The organism is Streptomyces sp. NPDC058274, from assembly GCF_042881375.1.
Lineage (GTDB): Bacteria > Actinomycetota > Actinomycetes > Streptomycetales > Streptomycetaceae > Streptomyces.
On sequence record NZ_JBHVXW010000009.1, the window covers coordinates 1 to 14,961 of the forward strand.

The window sequence follows — 14,961 nt, forward strand, 5'->3', positions numbered from 1 at the left end:
GTCCGGACCCTGCCCCGTATCGGGGCTCCGCTGCCGTACCGGGCGCGGCCGGTCCCGCTCAGCTCTCAACCGACCACCCGCGCCTCAACCGACCACCCGGGGTAGCGGCAGACTCAGCAGCCCCGTCGCCGCCACCACCCCGAGCTGCACCAGCAGCGTCACCACCGGCGCGTTCCCCGTGTCCAGCCCGGGCGGCACCGCAGCCAAGGGGCGTCACGAGCTTCGCGAAGAACCGCGGGCTCAACCCGGTGACGGGACAACCATCAAGGCAGCAATTCCCGTACGAGCGCGGCGACTTGCTCCACCTCGATGAGGAAGCCGTCGTGCCCGTAAGGGGATTCGACCAGCCGGAGATGGTCCGCCGTGGAGATGCCGGCGGCCAACTCGGCCTGCTGCGACGGCGGATAGAGACGGTCGGAGCCGACCGCGGCGACGAGGGTCCTGGCGGTCACCCGGCGCAGCGCGGCACGGACGCCACCACGGTCGCGGCCCACGTCATGACTGTTCATGGCCTGCGTCAGCGTGACGTAGCTGCCCGCGTCGAAACGGCTCACCAGCTTGCCGGCGTGGTGGTCGAGGTACGACTCGACCTGGTACCGGCCGCCGCTCGAGGGGTCTTCGGTGCCCTGCGGCTCGCGTCCGAAGCGCGTCCGCAGCTCCGGCTCGCTGCGGTACGTGATGTGGGCGAGGCGACGGGCCAGACCGAGCCCGGCGTGCGGGCCGCGGCCCGGTCCCGCGTCGTGGTAGTCACCGCCGGACCAGTGCGGGTCACCGCGCAGGGCGTGCAGCTGGACGGCGGCCCAGGCGATCTGTTCGGCGCTCGCCGCCGCCGTGGTGGCCAGCAGCAGAAGCGCGCCCGTGCGCTCCGGATACGTCACCGCCCACTCCACGGCACGCATCCCGCCCATGGACCCGCCGATCACCAGCGCCCAGCGGTCGATACCGAGCGCGTCCGCCCAGTCGGCCTCCGCCGCGACCTGGTCACGCTGTGTCAGAAAGGGAAAGCTGCTGCCCCAGGGCCGCCCGTCCGGCCGCGGTGACGACGGCCCAGTGCTGCCCTGACAGCCGCCCAGCACGTTCGGGGCGACGACGAAGAACCGGTCCGTGTCCAGTGCCCGGCCAGGTCCGACGAGCCCGTCCCACCAGCCGGGGGTCGGGTGCCCCGGCCCGGCGGGCCCGGCGACATGACTGTCGCCGGTGAGCGCGTGCAGCACCAGTACGGCATTGGAGCGGTCCGGCGCGAGCCGGCCCCAGGTCTCGAACGCGAGCCGTACGCCCGGCAGTTCGCCGCCCGACTCCAGGGCGAGCGGCTTCTCCCGGAGGTGCCACTGGCGCCGCCCGGGCGGGTCCCCCTCCCGCCAGGCCCCGGAGGCCGGCGGGAGGGGGACCCCCGAGCTCGTGGGCACGGTGTTCAGGACGCTCCCTTGGCCGCGCGGAAGCCGGCCTCCAGGTCCGCCTTGAGGTCGGCGAGGGCCTCGATGCCGACCGACAGCCGGACCAGACCGGGCGAGGTGCCGGTCGCCGCCAGCTGCTCCTCGTCGAGCTGGCTGTGCGTGGTCGACGCCGGGTGGATGATGAGACTGCGGACGTCACCGATGTTGGCGAGATGGCTGAAGAGCTCGACGGCGTCCACGAAGCGCTTGCCCGCCTCGACGCCGTCCCGCAGCTCGAAGGCCAGCACCGCGCCGGCACCCCGCGGCAGATACCGCTGCCCGGCCTCGTACCACCGGTTGGACTCGAGACCCGGGTAGTGCACGACGGCGACCTCGTCGCGCTGCTCCAGCCATTCCGCGAGCGCCTGGGCGTTGGCCGAATGCCGCTCGATGCGGAGGCTGAGCGTCTCCACGCCCTGGAGCAGCAGGAAGGCGGAGTGCGGCGAGAGGGCCGGCCCGATGTCGCGCAGCAACTGCACCCGCAGCTTGATCGCGAAGGCGCCCGGGCCGAGCGCCGGCCAGTACTGCAGGCCGTGGTAGCTGGGGTCCGGCTCGCTGAAGTCGGGGAAGCGCTCGGCGTGGGCGCCGAAGTCGAAGGTGCCGCCGTCCACGACGACACCCCCGATGGTCGTGCCGTGGCCGCCGAGGAACTTCGTCGCCGAGTGGACGACGATGTCGGCGCCGTGCTCGAGGGGCCGCAGCAGGTACGGGGTCGGCACGGTGTTGTCCACGATCAGCGGGACGCCGGCCTCGTGGGCGACGTCCGCGACCGCCCGTACGTCGAGGATGTTCCCGCGCGGATTGCCCAGCGTCTCCGCGAACAGGGCCTTGGTGTTGGGCCGGATCGCCGCCCGCCAGGCGTCGGAGTCGTCCGGGTCGTCGACGAAGGACACCTCGATGCCGAACTTCGGCAGCGTGTGGCGGAAGAGGTTGTACGTGCCGCCGTACAGGGACGTGCTGGAGACGAGGTGGTCACCCGCGCTCGCCAGGGTCAGGATGGCGAGGGTCTCCGCGGCCTGCCCGGAGGCGAGGGCCACGGCCGCGACGCCGCCCTCCAGCGCGGCGATGCGCTGCTCGAAGACGTCCTGCGTGGGGTTGTGGATCCGGGTGTAGATGTTGCCGGGCTCGGCGAGCGAGAACAGGTCCGACGCGTGCTGGGTGTCGCGGAACACGAACGAGGTGGTCTGGTAGATCGGCACCGCCCGCGCCCCGGTCGTCGGGTCCGGCGTGGCACCGGCGTGGATCTGCTTGGTCTCGAACGACCAGGCCGAGGTGTCGGGACCGGTGGGTTCGTCCTCGGGGGTGTGCCCCGCGGTGACGGAGTCGATCGGCTGGCTCATGGTTCTCCCTTGTACGGCGTACGGAGGCGCGCGTGAGACGCGAGGAGTGCGGGGGTACGTGAAGGCGCCGCGGGGCTGCCGGCAGGGCAGGTGCGGCGGCGGAGAGGCGTCGGGGGTCAGCTCGCGGACATACACCGTGTGGTGGTGACCCGCGCGTAGTCGACGTGCCGGCGCGTCACGAGGACCGTCCCGGGAGTCTGCGCAGGGACGCGGTGGCCACGGGCACGTCGTCCGCGTAGCAGACCCAGGTGACGACGATCTCGTCCGCCGCCGGCTGGGGTGCGCGGACGCGACGGTGCTCGACGGGGGCGTAGCGCGGGGCCAGTTCGGCGGACATCAGCTCGCGCAACCCGGCCGGAGCCGGGGCGTCCCAGTTCTCGGACACCCAGTGGAGTGTGGCGGGCGGCAGGGTCATGACGCATCCTTGCGGCGGGGCGGGGGCGGCCTACGGGCACCCGGGTGCATGCCGTCATGGTCACCCGCCGGCCGGCGCGTGTCTCTGCGAACGGCCACCTGTTCGCAGACCCGAAACACGCCGTTCGCAGACGCGCGTCGCGCGCAACCGGACCTTCGCACACGCCCCTCTGCGGCCCCTCGGCCGCCGGCCCGGGCCGGCTCAGGCGGCCTCGTGGAAGACCAGGCCCAGGGTGCGGCGGCGACCGGAACGCACGGTGCTGACGCCGTGGCGCATCGGGGCCACCGACCAGCCGCGCCGGGACGCTACGGGCCGGTCGCGGGTCGTGAAGACCAGCGCGTGCCCCTGCGGCAGAGTCGTGGACGAGCCCCGCGACTGGGCACGCGGGCGCTGCTCCGTCATGAGGAACTCGCCGCCGGTGAAGTCCACTCCGGGTGCGTCGAGGCCGATCACGACCTGGAGCGGGAACAGCATCTCGCCGAACACGTCGCGGTGCAGGGCGTTCCAGTCCCCGGGGCCGTAACGCAGCAGGATCTGCGCGGACTTGGTCTGTCCGGCGCCGTGGCACATCGCCACCCACTCCGGCAGGCTCCCGGGCCAGGGCGCGGGCTGCCCGAGCCTGGCCGCCCAGTCACGGGCGACCGGCAGCAGCCGCGGATAGAACGCCTCCCGCAACTCCCGTATCAGCTTGGGCAGTTCGTGGGTGAAGTAGCGGTACTGGCCGGAGCCGAAGCGATGGCGGGCCATGTCGACGGTCGTGCGGAAACGGTCGTCCTCGTCGTACAGAGCGGCCAGGGCGTGGCACTGGTCGCGGTGAGGATCCGGCCGGTGAGCGCGTGGCCGTACTCGTCGAGCTCCGCGGTGACCGCTGCCCAGTCCACGGCGGCCACGCGCCCCAGAGCCGCTTGTGCCGTGCCGGTGGAGTGGGTCGTGGCCGCCCGTGCCGTACGCGTGGAGTGAGTCACGGCGTACGGGCCTGGGCCGACTGCAGCTCCAGTTCGAGGAGCCGGCGCTTGGCGTCCAGGCCGCCCGCGTAACCGGTGAGCGCGCCGCCGGCGCCGATCACCCGGTGGCACGGACGCACGACCAGCAGCGGGTTGGCGCCGATGGCCGTGCCGACGGCACGAACCGCGGCCCGCGGGGCGCCGATCCGCGCGGCGATGTTCCCGTAGCTGAGTGTCGTCCCGTACGGAATGGTGTCCAGGGCTTTCCACACCCGCTGCCGGAAGTCACTGCCGCCGCCCGCGTACTCGATGTCGAAGCGGATCAGAGTGCCGTCGAAGTACCCGCGCAGCTGGGCGGCGATCTCGGTGAACGCGTCACGGTCCTCGGTCCAGCCGTTCTGCGCGACGGCGGCGTGCCGCTGTCCCGGCATCGACAGCGAGACGAGCGCCGTGCCGCCCTTCGCGGTCGCCGACTCCTCGCCCACCAGCAGCAGTTCACCCAGCGGGCTGTCGATCGTCGTGTGGAGCGTCATGAGTCCTGTCCCTTCGGGAGTACGCGGTTCAGGAGGCCCGGGCCGTTGTCTCCCCACGTCCACTGTGGGGCTTGCCGGCCGGAGGAACCGGCGGGATTCGGACGCCGTACTGCGCACGGACGACAGGGGGCCGCGGGGTACATCGGAGTCTGTCCGCCACGGGCACGCGAGCGTCGGTCGTCCGCGCCCGGACCCGCCCGATCGGGGGCGCCGGGTTTGACACGCCCCACCGCGGCTACCCGCTCCGCGTGACCACAACAACTTCCCAGGAGGAGCTCTTCCGGTTCCTGGAGGATCGTTTCACCTGCGCCCAGGCGTGTACCGACTGTGCACGGGCGTGCGCTTTGCGCGCGAGCCTCGCCGACCCGGACGGCCCCGAAGACCAGGAACGCGTCCGACGCAAGGGCATCCTGTGCGCGGAGGTGTGCGACGCGACGTGCCGCATGCTGTCCGAGCAGACGAGCCAGAACGAGGCCACGATCCGCGTCCAGTTGGAGTGGTGCCGGACGGTGTGCCTGGAGTGCGCCGAGGTCTTCGACGAGTACGCGGGCGGAGAGGACAGCGCCAAGGCCTGCCGCGAGTGCGCTCAGGCGTGCGCTGACTTCATGGCCACGCTGCGCTGAGGCCGGCCCGTCCGCGCGGGTAGGTCTGTGCAGATGCGTCCGTGCAGGTACGTCCGTGCAGGTACGTCCGTGCAGGTACGTGCGAAGGCGGCCCGCGCACGGTGTCGGGGTTCCTTCGCCGTACCCGGCCGGTCCGCGTAGGGCGTCGGGCTCAGCGGGTCCGCGTCGGCGTCGGGCTCGGCCGGTCCGCGTACGGCGTCGGGCTCAGCCGGGGTCCGCTACGGCGCGTCGGGCCGGCCCCGCCGTACTCAGCCGGCGTCCGGACCACCCAGCGGCCGTCCCGCCCGTACGTTCCAGCGGCCCGAGCGTCCGCTGAACTCCGTGGCCGTCAGCGGCGGCACGTCGATCCGCCAGAACGCCGGCTCGGGTGCGCCGAGGGCGCGTACCACCGCGGCCCGGACGACCTCCGGCTCCACCACGGCGACGCTCCGGCCCGTGAGCCGCGCGGCCGTCTCCAGCCAGCGGGCGATCCGGTCGCAGAAGTCCCGGACCGATTCGCCGTCGTGCGGCGCGGACTCCGGGTCCGTCAGCCAGCGGACCACCGCGTCCGGCTCCTTGGCACTCACCTCGTCCAGGGTCGCGCCACGCCAGCGGCCCACGTCGAGGCCGGCCAGCTCGGGCACCTCCTCGGCGGTGAGAGCGAGCGCGTCGGCGGTGTCACGGCAGCGCACGCCGGGGGAGACCCACCGTCGCTCCGCGCCCGGAACGGCGCCCGCCGCCGCCCGCGCGCGCTTGAGCCCGGCGGCGTCGACCGGGCAGCCGTCGTCGAAGCGGGCCTGGCGCAGCGCCTCGCTGGACGCCGCTGAGATCAAGATCACTCGACTTGTCATCGGCCTGTTCTCGCGTTCACGACGCGTCCCTTTCCTGCAGAAACCCGTACGCGGCAAGGGAGTTGGCGGCGTGTACGGCTGACGGGGGCGCAGAGTGTGCGCTCCGTGCGCCCTTGGCCGGGCCCCCGCTTCGCGGTACGGTCTCGACGATATTGACGACGGTTCGGCGGAAGTCCGGTGGAAGTCCGGCACGGTCGCGCCACTGTAAGCCCACAAGAGCCGCCCCCTCCAAGGGCGGCGAAGGTCGAGCAAGTCAGACCCGCGGCCGTCGTCCTGTGCACCACCAAGCCGGGACGCGAGTTCCCCAGGAGGTCCTGCCACATGGCGCAGTCCGTCGCTCAGCCGACTGTCACCCCCACCGCCGTACCCGCCAAGCTGCCGATCGGCGCGATCGTCCCCTGGGCGGTCTTCTTCGGCATCCTGATGCTGGTCCTGCTCTACTTCGTCGGCGCCGAACAGGGCGCCACCTCGGTCGTGTCCGGCGAGAACGTGCACGAGTGGGTCCACGACGCCCGCCACCTGCTCGGCTTCCCCTGCCACTGACGGCGCAAGGAAGCGTACGAGTCCATGAACTCCGCACTGGTCAGAAATCTTCTGGTGCGCGGCATGCTGGCGGGTCTCGCCGCCGGCCTGCTCGCCCTGGTCGTCGCCTACTTCCTCGGTGAGCCGCGCGTGGACACGGCGATCGCCTACGAGGAGGCGCACAGTCACGAGCACGGCATGGAGGCGGTCACCCGCACCATGCAGTCCACCGGCGGTCTCGCCACCGGCGTGCTCGTCTACGGGGTCGCGTTCGGCGGCATCGCCGCCCTCGCGTACTGCTTCGCGCTCGGCCGCATCGGGCGGTTCGGGCCGCGTGCGAGCGCGCTGCTCCTGTCGACGGCGGGCCTGCTCGCGGTCTACGTCGTGCCGTTCCTCAAGTACCCGGCCAACCCGCCGTCCGTCGGGGACCCCGACACCATCGGCAAGCGCACGACGCTGTACTTCCTGATGATGGTGCTCAGCGTGCTGCTGGCCGTGGCCACGGTGATCCTCGGCAAACGCCTGGCGCCCCGCCTCGGCAACTGGAACGCCACGCTGGTCGCGGGCGCGTTCTTCGTCCTCGCCGTCGGCCTCGCGTACGCCTTCCTGCCGGCGGTCGACGAGGTTCCGAAGGACTTCTCGGCCACCCTGCTGTGGCAGTTCCGGCTCGCGGCGCTGGCCATCCAGCTGACGCTGTGGACCGCCTTCGGGCTTGTCTTCGGTGAGTTGGCCCAGCGGCTGCTGACGCCGGCACCGGCCACCGCGGAAGCGCAGCAGCAGGAGAATGCCGCCGCGCCGGCGGCTTCCGCGGCGCCCTGAGCGCCGAGAGATCCGGGCGGGCTCCAGGCGAACCGGAGCCGGCCCGCTTTCGGCACCTAGGTCAGCCGCTCGAATCCGTCCAGCATCGCGGTGAGCCCGGTCTCGAACTGCTCGGCGGGGTTGTCCGCGGCTTCCCCGCCGGGGCGCAGCACCGCCAGGCTCAGCGCGTGCCCGACGGTGAACTCGCGCAGACAGCGAACGACGTGACCCGCGTGAGCGGACCCGAAGCCGGCCGCCCGGAGCCGCTCGGTCAGCCGTGCGCTCGCGTCGGCCGCCGCGCGTGAGCGGACCGGATGGGTCGCGAACACCGCGACGGCGTGCGGATGGCCGACCAGCGTGTCCCGCAACCGCCGGCAGTACCCCTCGGCCACCGCACGCCAGGTGCCGTCCCAGGGCAGCGAGTCGACGTCGAGCTCGTCGAAGAGCAGCTCGGCGACACCGTCGAACAGTGCTTCCTGGTCCTTGAAGTAGCGGTACGCGGCCATCGGGTCGACGCCGAGACCCGCACCGAGCTTGCGCATGGAGAAGGCGCGCAGGCCGTTGGCGTCGATCAGCGCCAGCGCCGCCGCCGCTATGTACGAGCGGCTCAGCGCCGGTCTGTGGGGAGGGGATGCCTGTCCGCTCCCGGTGTCGTGCTTGTCGGTCTTCATGAGGCGTGTCGTCCAGGATCGTCGTCGCGCCGCTGGTGCACTCCCCGGGAAACCGCTGATGGGTGGAGTGCCCCCCGGGGAACTTCTCGCATGCTACGTCCCGGGTGCCGATCAGGACATGCGCGGGGACGGTCCCCGAGGCGCCGCCGACGGTATCGACGCGTCATCGGCATTCCCAATTTCTGTAACGAGTTCTACTGTGTGCGCCGTCAAGTCCGGGTGGGACCGACCGGTCCACTGGGAGCCAGGAGGCGCCGTGCATCTCGAATACACGCCCGAGCAGCAGCAGCTGCGCACCGAACTGCGTGGCTACTTCGCCGAGTTGGTGCCGGACAACGCCTACGCCCGCTACTCCGACCCGGCGGCGCAGAAGCGCTTCTACCGCGACACCATCCGCCGGCTCGGCACGGACGGCTGGCTCGGCGTCGGCTGGCCCAAGGAGTACGGCGGGCGCGGCCTGAGCCCCATGGAACAGTTCATCTTCTTCGACGAGGCCGCCCAGGCCGTCGTACCGCTGCCGCTGATGGCCCTGAACACGGTCGGCCCCACGATCATGCGCTTCGGAACGGACGAGCAGAAGGCGTACTTCCTCCCGAAGATCCTCTCCGGTGAGATCGACTTCGCCATCGGCTACAGCGAGCCCGACGCGGGGACGGATCTGGCCGCGCTGAAGACCAAGGCCGTACGGGAGGGCGACGAGTACGTCGTCAACGGGCAGAAGATCTGGACGACGAACGGCGACACCGCCGACTGGGTCTGGCTCGCGGTCCGCACCGACCCCGACGCCCCGCCCCACAAGGGCATCACGATGCTGCTGGTCCCGACCGCCGACCCCGGATACTCGTGCACGCTCATCAACACCCTCGCCTCGCACGACACCACGGCGAGCTACTACGAGAACATCCGCGTCCCCGTCTCGCGCCGGGTCGGCGAGGAGAACAAGGGCTGGCGGCTGATCACCAACCAGCTCAACCACGAGCGCGTCACCCTCGCCGCGCACGGCACCATGGCGATCCGCGCCCTGCACGACGTGCAGCGCTGGGCGATGGAGACCAAGCTCGCCGACGGCCGCCGCGTCGTCGACCTCCCCTGGGTGCGCCGGCGCCTGGCGCAGACCCACACCAGGCTCGACGCGATGAAGCTCCTCAACTGGCAGATGGTGAACGCCGTCCAGGAGGGCACCCTCACCCCGCAGGACGCCTCGGCCGTCAAGGTGTACGGCTCCGAGGCGCGCCGGGACGCCTACGCCTGGCTGATGGAGATCGTCGCCGCGGCCGGTGTCCTGAAGGAGGGTTCGGCTGGCGCCGTCCTGCACGGCGAACTGGAACGCGGCTACCGCTCGGCGGTGATCTTCACCTTCGGCGGCGGCAACAACGAGATCCAGCGCGAGATCATCTCGTGGATCGGCCTGGGAATGCCCCGGGTGCGCCGGTAGGTGTGCTGTGACGAGCCAAGAATCCTCGATTCTTGGTGGGCACAAAAGAGGGATGAACGGGTTCTGCTGGGCGCAGGCCTGGGACAGTGCGGCAGCGCAGCGCTCGTGTAACTCCCTTGCCCGGGCTCAGGGTTACCGTGCGACGTGGGTGGGAGTCGTGAAGAGTTCTCGCATGGTTCTGGGGATCCGGTCACGGGAACGGAAAGATCGGGGGGCTCACTCGGCGCTTCCGAACAGGTCGGGCGCCGTTCCATCCGATGGGAGACCGATCAACGATGTTCACTCCGGTGCGCAGCAGAGTGCGGACGGCCGCGCTCGCGCTCTCGGCCGTTACGGCCCTCGTCTTCGGCGCGACCGCCACGACCGGCGCGGCAGCGGCCCCCGCTGCCGCCTCCGCAAAACAAGGACCGACCTCGGTGGCGTACGTCGAGGTGAACAACAACAGCATGCTGAACGTCGGTAAGTACACCCTCGCCAACGGCGGCGGCAACGTCTTCGACGTCGCCGTGATCTTCGCGGCGAACATCAACTACGACACGAGCGCCAAGGCGGCGACCCTGTACTTCAACGAGAACGTGAAACGCGTCCTCGACAACGCCGCCACGCAGATACGGCCGTTGCAGCAGAAGGGCATCAAGGTCGTCCTCTCGGTGCTCGGCAACCACCAGGGCGCGGGCTTCGCCAACTTCCCGTCCCAGCAGGCGGCTTCGACGTTCGCGAAACAACTGTCGGACACCGTGGCCAAGTACGGCCTGGACGGCATCGACTTCGACGACGAGTACGCCGAGTACGGCAACAACGGCACCGGCCAGCCCAACGCCAGCTCGTTCGTGTATCTGGTGTCGGCACTGCGCGCCAACATGCCCGGCAAGATCATCAGCCTCTACAACATCGGACCGGCCGCATCGCGCCTGTCCTACGGCGGTGTCGACATCACGTCCAAGTTCGACTACGCCTGGAACCCGTACTACGGCTCCTGGCAGGTCCCCGGCATCGCACTGCCCAAGTCGAAGCTGTCGCCCGCGGCCGTCGAGATCGGCGGGACCTCGCAGAGTACGGTCGCCAGCCTCGCCCGCCGCACGGTCAGTGAGGGGTACGGCGTCTATCTGACGTACAACCTCGACGGCGCCGATCGCAGCGCCGATGTCTCCGCGTTCACCAGGGAGCTGTACGGCAGTGACGCCCGCTACACGCCGTAGGCCGATCACGCTCCCCGGCATCCGGTGCCCCCTCGGGGCTTGCTGCATTCCGTAGCCGAGCCTCGGGCAAGCCGCGCCTTCGACAACGATGTCGGAGGCACGGCCGCCATAGGAGCCGTGCCCTGCGCTGTGCCAACTTGCCGGCAATCTCTCTGATTCCGTGCTCCGGCAGCTGAAGCCAGTCGGCATCGGCGCAGGTCACGAACGTCGCCCGAGGTGAACCAGCGATCTTCGGCACAGGGTTGGGGCGGGGATGCGCGGCGGGCTGTCGACGCCCTCGCGCGATCCGCTGGTCAGCGGCGCGGCCGTACACAACCGGCGGTCCTGTCACGAGGTGCGCCGCGGACCGCCCCGGCCCGTGGCTACACTTCGAGGGTGACAAAGGTGGCCTCGTCAGGGACGCGCGCGGACGAAGTGTTCCATGCTGTGCGAGCCGGTCTCCTGACGGCACAGTTCCGCCCAGGACAGTGGATGAAGGTATCCGACCTGCAGAGACGGTTCGGGGTCAGCATCTCGGTCGTGCGTGAGGCGTTGAACAGGCTGACCGCGGAGGGGCTGCTGCAGAGCTCGGCCCAGCGCGGCTTCCGTGTCGCGGACCTCTCCCTCGCCGATCTGCAGGATCTGACGGACGCCAGAATCAAGATCGAGCCCCTGGTGCTCAGGGAGTCTCTGGAGTCCGGCTCCGCCGAGTGGGAGGCGGAAGTAGTGGCGGCTCACCACATGCTGACCAGGACGCCCGTTCAGTCCCCGGACGGCACTCTGAATCCGGAGTGGATGCGGGTGCACGCCTCGTTTCACGAGGTTCTGCTCGCCGGATGCCCGAACGCCCATCTCCGATCCGTGGCCACTTCGCTCCGGGACAAGGCGGAGATGTACCGCATGGGCGCCCCGCTCCCCGACGGAAGCGGGAAGGTCGCGGCCGAGCACCGGCCGCTGATGGATCTGGCGTTGGCGCGCCGGAAGGACGAGGCCGCCGCCCTTCTCGTGCGCCATATCGATCACGCGCGACAGGCTGTGGCGGGCCGGCTGGCGACTCCCGGCGCCCACTGACCCTCGCGAGCGGCGGACCACACCTCGGGTCGACTGCTCCCGCCCAGGTGACCGGCCGTAGGGGGCGGCCCTCCCCCGCTCAGCGGGCTGTACCTGTCGTCCGCCCACGAACGGCTCGAGGGACCTGCCCGGAGGGGGAACCCGAACCGGGAGCCGCGTCCGAGGCGCACCGACTCAGGCCCAGGTGATGACGTGCCCGTGTTCCAGGCGGGGAAGCCGATGGAACCAGGGCCGCTCACTGGGATGCCCGACGTTGACCACCAGGGTCGACCGCAGCCGTCCGTCGGGGAAGAACTCCGCATCGAGACCGGCGGCGTCGAACCCCTTCATCGGCCCGGCGGCGAGACCGAGGGCACGGACGGCGAGAATGAAGTAGCCCGCCTGGAGCGCACTGTTGTAGTCCGCGACCGACTCCCGCTTCTCGGCGTCGGCATCGAACACCTCCCGGGCCCCGGGACGGAAGGGCAGCAGGTCGGGAAGGTGGTCGTGGAACTGCGTATCGGCGGCCAGCACCGCGATGACAGGTGCCGAGTCGCTCTTGGGCCGGTTGCCCTCGGCCAGGTGCTTCATCACCCGGGCACGGCCCTCCGGAGTGCGTATGTACAGCACGCGCAGCGGCTGGCTGTTGGCCTCCGTGGGTGCCCACCGGGCCAGCTCCCAGACACTGAGCAGTTCCTCATCGCTCACGGGTGTCTCGGCGAAGCTGTTGGGCGTACGCGCCCGGGTGAAGAGAGCCGCCAGCCCGGCCTCGTCGAGCCGCGGAAGGGGCTCCAGCAGGGCCTCTGCGGATGGTGCGGACATACGTTGCTCGCTTTCTCGCATTCTCAACTTTTCGAGGGAACTCCTTGGCGGAGCCGATGAGTTGACGCCGGCCGGGTACCGGCGACGCGGAGACGCGTCGGCCTTCCGGCGCCGCTGACCCGGACCGGCCGAGGGGCTCGGCCGGCCCGGGCCGGATCCGGCTGCCGCGACCACGAGGCAGCGTGCGGACACGGCCCCTCATCCGCGCGCAGGTCAGCCCAGGGGACCCATGAAGGTCTGATCGGCGTAACTGTCCGACACGGCCGTCACCGCATCGGGCCACGGGGTGGTGACGGTCCGGCGTTCGCTCTGCGGCCTGGGCCTGCCCTCCCACCCGAGCTGCTCCATGTAGGAGTACAGGCAGACCAGGTGACCGTCGGGGTCTCGCAGATGGGCCGCGTAGTCGATGCCCAGGTACAGCTCGGCCGGGATGTCCTCGACGAGGGTGTAGCCCTCCTGCACCAGATACCGCACGGCGGCGCGCAGTTGGCTGTAGCTGCCCACCTCCATGCCGATGCTCAGACACGAGGTGTGCTCGCTCAGCCCGAGCCGGCCGCGCAGCGCCTTGTCCACGAGGACGAAGGTGTGGTGCTCGCTCGCGCTGCGCAGATGCACGATGCGCTTGCCGAGGTGCTGGGCCTCTTCAGTGATCTCGAAGCCGAGCAGGTCCGTGTAGAAGGCGAGCATCTCCTCCATCCGCTCGGTGAACATCGAGACCGGGCCGAGCCGGGTGATCTTGAAAGGGCGGGGCAGCAGCACGCCGCCGACGTCGTACGTCTCCTTCAGGTGCCCCTCGGACGGGACCCACCCGGAGTTGATGTCGATACCTCGGTCCCGCGCCTCCTGGAGCTCGGCGGCCTCCGACATCTGGGGCAGGGACGGCACCGTGGTGAAGCCCCGGTAGTGCATCTCGGCCGGCCGGGATGTCCGTGACCAGCCGATCTGCTCCATACCGTAGTAGAGCTCGACCGTGTTGCCGTCCGGGTCGAGGAAGTAGACGTGCCAGTTCCCGCCGGGCATGTCCCGTCCGACGCGCCCGATCTCCACGCCGTGGGCCCGCAGATACGCCTCGGCGTCCACGACCTCCTGAAGGCTGCCCACCTGCCAGGTGATCTGACTGAGCGTGTTGTCCTTCGCATGCAGGTCGTTGCCGAAGAAGGTGCCGAAGGTCCGGTGCGCCAGCAACAGGGCGTGGTGGTCGGAGGAGTTGCTGGTGAAGATCAGCCGGGGGTCGGTGATGACCTTCTGCAGGGCGGGGAGTGCCTGCGGGGGCGCATCCTTGAACATGTCCACTTCGTCGGTGACGCGGAACCCGAGCTTGTCGACGTAGAAGGTGATCGCCTCGTCGAGGCGCTCCAGGTTGAAACCGAAGTGACCGAAGCGCCTGATCTTGAAGGGGCGGGGCAGCAGGACTCCGCCGACGTCGAACTGCTCGTTGTGTGCTGTGGTCGCCATGACCGGTCTCCTTGCTTACTGCTTACTGCTTACTGCTTGCTACTTGTCCTCGTCGGAGTAGTCGGGGCCCGCTGTCACGGTGTTGGTCAGCTCCCCGATGCCCGTCGCCCAACTGACCAGCGTGTCGCCGGGCTTGAGGAAGACCTTCGGGTCCCGCAGCGCACCGACGCCCCCCGGTGTGCCGGTGAAGATGACGTCACCGGGCAACAACGGGCACACGGCGGAGAGGCGCGCGATCAGCTCGGCGACGGAGTGGACCATGGTGGAGGTGCGGCTCTTCTGCATCACACGGCCGTTGAGGGTGCAGCCGATCTCCACGTCGTCGGGGTCGTCGAACGCGTCGGGGGTGACGAGGAGCGGCCCCATCGGCCCGAACCCCGGGAAGGACTTGCCCATGGAGAACTGCGGCGCGGGCCCCGCCATCTGCACGGCCCGCTCGGAGATGTCCTGGCCCACCGTGAGGCCGGCCACGTGGCGCCAGGCGTCCCGCTCGGCCACTCGTTCGGCGCGCTGACCCATCACGACGACGAGTTCGACCTCCCAGTCGACGTGCCGGCTGGGCAGCGGGATGGTGTCACGGGGACCCGAGAGACAGCTCGGGAACTTGGTGAAGATCAGTGGCGCCTCGGGGAGGGCGACCTTGGCCTCCTCCACGTGTTCGCGGTAGTTGGCGCCGACGGCGAAGACCTGACGTGGCAGCGGGATGGGGAACTGCAGCCGGTCCAGTGGCAGTTGCTCCCCCCGCGGCTCTGCCGTGGCCGCCCACTCGACGAGGGTGTCCCATACGTCGAACAGTCGCTCCGGAGCGGCCGGGAACCGGCCGTTACTGGCCCGTTCGATGTCGACGGCCGACTCGCCGTCGACCAGGACCAGCCGGTTGTCTATGACTCCGATACGCACGGTGGCGCTCTC

The 14,961-nt window shown here is 70.5% G+C and carries 15 protein-coding genes, 1 pseudogene and 1 riboswitch; of the genes and pseudogenes, 6 read left to right on the forward strand and 10 right to left on the reverse strand.

Features of this window, described 5'->3' with window-relative positions:
* Positions 1 to 263: 263 nt before the first annotated feature.
* From ACFVYF_RS19370 to ACFVYF_RS19390, 5 genes and pseudogenes are all read right to left on the reverse strand, one after another.
* Positions 264 to 1,406 carry a homoserine O-acetyltransferase gene (locus tag ACFVYF_RS19370; protein ID WP_389456810.1) on the reverse strand — a complete coding sequence of 381 codons (1,143 nt, stop codon included), beginning with the start codon at positions 1,404 to 1,406 and terminating at the stop codon, positions 264 to 266.
* A 5-nt stretch (positions 1,407 to 1,411) separates the two neighbouring features.
* Positions 1,412 to 2,773: a bifunctional o-acetylhomoserine/o-acetylserine sulfhydrylase gene (locus ACFVYF_RS19375; RefSeq protein ID WP_389456812.1), complete on the reverse strand. Its 1,362-nt coding sequence runs from the start codon at positions 2,771 to 2,773 to the stop codon at positions 1,412 to 1,414.
* A gap of 175 nt (positions 2,774 to 2,948) precedes the next feature.
* Entirely contained in the window at positions 2,949 to 3,188 is a 240-nt protein-coding gene (locus tag ACFVYF_RS19380) for a hypothetical protein (protein WP_389456814.1), read from the reverse strand.
* Between the two features lie 201 nt (positions 3,189 to 3,389).
* A pseudogene (locus ACFVYF_RS19385) lies at positions 3,390 to 4,078 on the reverse strand (2OG-Fe(II) oxygenase).
* Positions 4,079 to 4,149: 71 nt separating this feature from the next.
* On the reverse strand, positions 4,150 to 4,665 hold the full coding sequence (locus ACFVYF_RS19390) for a methylated-DNA--[protein]-cysteine S-methyltransferase (RefSeq protein ID WP_389456815.1): 516 nt from the start codon (positions 4,663 to 4,665) through the stop codon (positions 4,150 to 4,152).
* Between the two features lie 248 nt (positions 4,666 to 4,913).
* On the opposite strand from ACFVYF_RS19390, the gene ACFVYF_RS19395 reads away from it, so the two are divergent.
* The gene (locus ACFVYF_RS19395; RefSeq protein WP_389456817.1) at positions 4,914 to 5,288 is read left to right on the forward strand and encodes a four-helix bundle copper-binding protein; all 375 of its coding nucleotides are present in this window, start codon (positions 4,914 to 4,916) and stop codon (positions 5,286 to 5,288) included.
* A gap of 248 nt (positions 5,289 to 5,536) precedes the next feature.
* Here the strand turns inward: ACFVYF_RS19395 and ACFVYF_RS19400 are convergent, their stop codons facing one another.
* Positions 5,537 to 6,118 carry a histidine phosphatase family protein gene (locus ACFVYF_RS19400; RefSeq protein WP_389456819.1) on the reverse strand — a complete coding sequence of 194 codons (582 nt, stop codon included), beginning with the start codon at positions 6,116 to 6,118 and terminating at the stop codon, positions 5,537 to 5,539.
* A 122-nt stretch (positions 6,119 to 6,240) separates the two neighbouring features.
* Positions 6,241 to 6,402: riboswitch (cobalamin riboswitch) on the forward strand.
* 37 nt (positions 6,403 to 6,439) lie between these two features.
* Here ACFVYF_RS19400 and ACFVYF_RS19405 point away from each other — a divergent pair.
* Positions 6,440 to 6,661 (forward strand): CbtB-domain containing protein, encoded by a 222-nt coding sequence (locus ACFVYF_RS19405; protein WP_383275000.1) that lies wholly within the window; start codon positions 6,440 to 6,442, stop codon positions 6,659 to 6,661.
* Positions 6,662 to 6,685: 24 nt separating this feature from the next.
* Positions 6,686 to 7,459 (forward strand): CbtA family protein, encoded by a 774-nt coding sequence (locus ACFVYF_RS19410; protein WP_389456821.1) that lies wholly within the window; start codon positions 6,686 to 6,688, stop codon positions 7,457 to 7,459.
* A gap of 56 nt (positions 7,460 to 7,515) precedes the next feature.
* On the opposite strand, the gene ACFVYF_RS19415 is transcribed toward ACFVYF_RS19410, so the two are convergent.
* Positions 7,516 to 8,109, reverse strand: coding sequence for a TetR/AcrR family transcriptional regulator C-terminal domain-containing protein (locus ACFVYF_RS19415; protein ID WP_389456823.1), 594 nt, complete (start codon positions 8,107 to 8,109; stop codon positions 7,516 to 7,518).
* Between the two features lie 256 nt (positions 8,110 to 8,365).
* Between ACFVYF_RS19415 and ACFVYF_RS19420 the strand changes: the two genes are divergently transcribed.
* From ACFVYF_RS19420 to ACFVYF_RS19430, 3 genes are all read left to right on the forward strand, one after another.
* Positions 8,366 to 9,544, forward strand: coding sequence for an acyl-CoA dehydrogenase family protein (locus ACFVYF_RS19420; protein ID WP_389456825.1), 1,179 nt, complete (start codon positions 8,366 to 8,368; stop codon positions 9,542 to 9,544).
* Between the two features lie 275 nt (positions 9,545 to 9,819).
* Positions 9,820 to 10,743: an endo-beta-N-acetylglucosaminidase H gene (locus ACFVYF_RS19425; protein ID WP_389456827.1), complete on the forward strand. Its 924-nt coding sequence runs from the start codon at positions 9,820 to 9,822 to the stop codon at positions 10,741 to 10,743.
* A gap of 414 nt (positions 10,744 to 11,157) precedes the next feature.
* Positions 11,158 to 11,793: a GntR family transcriptional regulator gene (locus ACFVYF_RS19430; RefSeq protein WP_389457251.1), complete on the forward strand. Its 636-nt coding sequence runs from the start codon at positions 11,158 to 11,160 to the stop codon at positions 11,791 to 11,793.
* A gap of 174 nt (positions 11,794 to 11,967) precedes the next feature.
* Here the strand turns inward: ACFVYF_RS19430 and ACFVYF_RS19435 are convergent, their stop codons facing one another.
* The 3 genes from ACFVYF_RS19435 to ACFVYF_RS19445 form a co-directional block, all read right to left on the reverse strand.
* Complete coding sequence (locus ACFVYF_RS19435) at positions 11,968 to 12,594, reverse strand: malonic semialdehyde reductase (RefSeq protein ID WP_389456828.1); 627 nt, start codon at positions 12,592 to 12,594, stop codon at positions 11,968 to 11,970.
* A 213-nt stretch (positions 12,595 to 12,807) separates the two neighbouring features.
* Positions 12,808 to 14,049, reverse strand: a complete 1,242-nt coding sequence (locus tag ACFVYF_RS19440; protein WP_389456830.1) for a VOC family protein — start codon at positions 14,047 to 14,049, stop codon at positions 12,808 to 12,810.
* A gap of 39 nt (positions 14,050 to 14,088) precedes the next feature.
* Complete coding sequence (locus ACFVYF_RS19445; protein WP_389456832.1) at positions 14,089 to 14,949, reverse strand: fumarylacetoacetate hydrolase family protein; 861 nt, start codon at positions 14,947 to 14,949, stop codon at positions 14,089 to 14,091.
* Between the last annotated feature and the right edge of the window lie 12 nt (positions 14,950 to 14,961).

Bases quoted from the DNA above. Each gene is read 5' to 3' on its own strand.
- ACFVYF_RS19415 (WP_389456823.1), bottom strand. From the start codon at position 8,109: ATGAAGACCGACAAGCACGACACCGGGAGCGGACAGGCATCCCCTCCC.
- ACFVYF_RS19375 (WP_389456812.1), bottom strand. From the start codon at position 2,773: ATGAGCCAGCCGATCGACTCCGTCACCGCGGGGCACACCCCCGAGGAC.
- ACFVYF_RS19425 (WP_389456827.1), top strand. From the start codon at position 9,820: ATGTTCACTCCGGTGCGCAGCAGAGTGCGGACGGCCGCGCTCGCGCTC.
- ACFVYF_RS19405 (WP_383275000.1), top strand. From the start codon at position 6,440: ATGGCGCAGTCCGTCGCTCAGCCGACTGTCACCCCCACCGCCGTACCC.
- ACFVYF_RS19435 (WP_389456828.1), bottom strand. From the start codon at position 12,594: ATGTCCGCACCATCCGCAGAGGCCCTGCTGGAGCCCCTTCCGCGGCTC.
- ACFVYF_RS19410 (WP_389456821.1), top strand. From the start codon at position 6,686: ATGAACTCCGCACTGGTCAGAAATCTTCTGGTGCGCGGCATGCTGGCG.
- ACFVYF_RS19390 (WP_389456815.1), bottom strand. From the start codon at position 4,665: ATGACGCTCCACACGACGATCGACAGCCCGCTGGGTGAACTGCTGCTG.
- ACFVYF_RS19440 (WP_389456830.1), bottom strand. From the start codon at position 14,049: ATGGCGACCACAGCACACAACGAGCAGTTCGACGTCGGCGGAGTCCTG.
- ACFVYF_RS19380 (WP_389456814.1), bottom strand. From the start codon at position 3,188: ATGACCCTGCCGCCCGCCACACTCCACTGGGTGTCCGAGAACTGGGAC.
- ACFVYF_RS19400 (WP_389456819.1), bottom strand. From the start codon at position 6,118: ATGACAAGTCGAGTGATCTTGATCTCAGCGGCGTCCAGCGAGGCGCTG.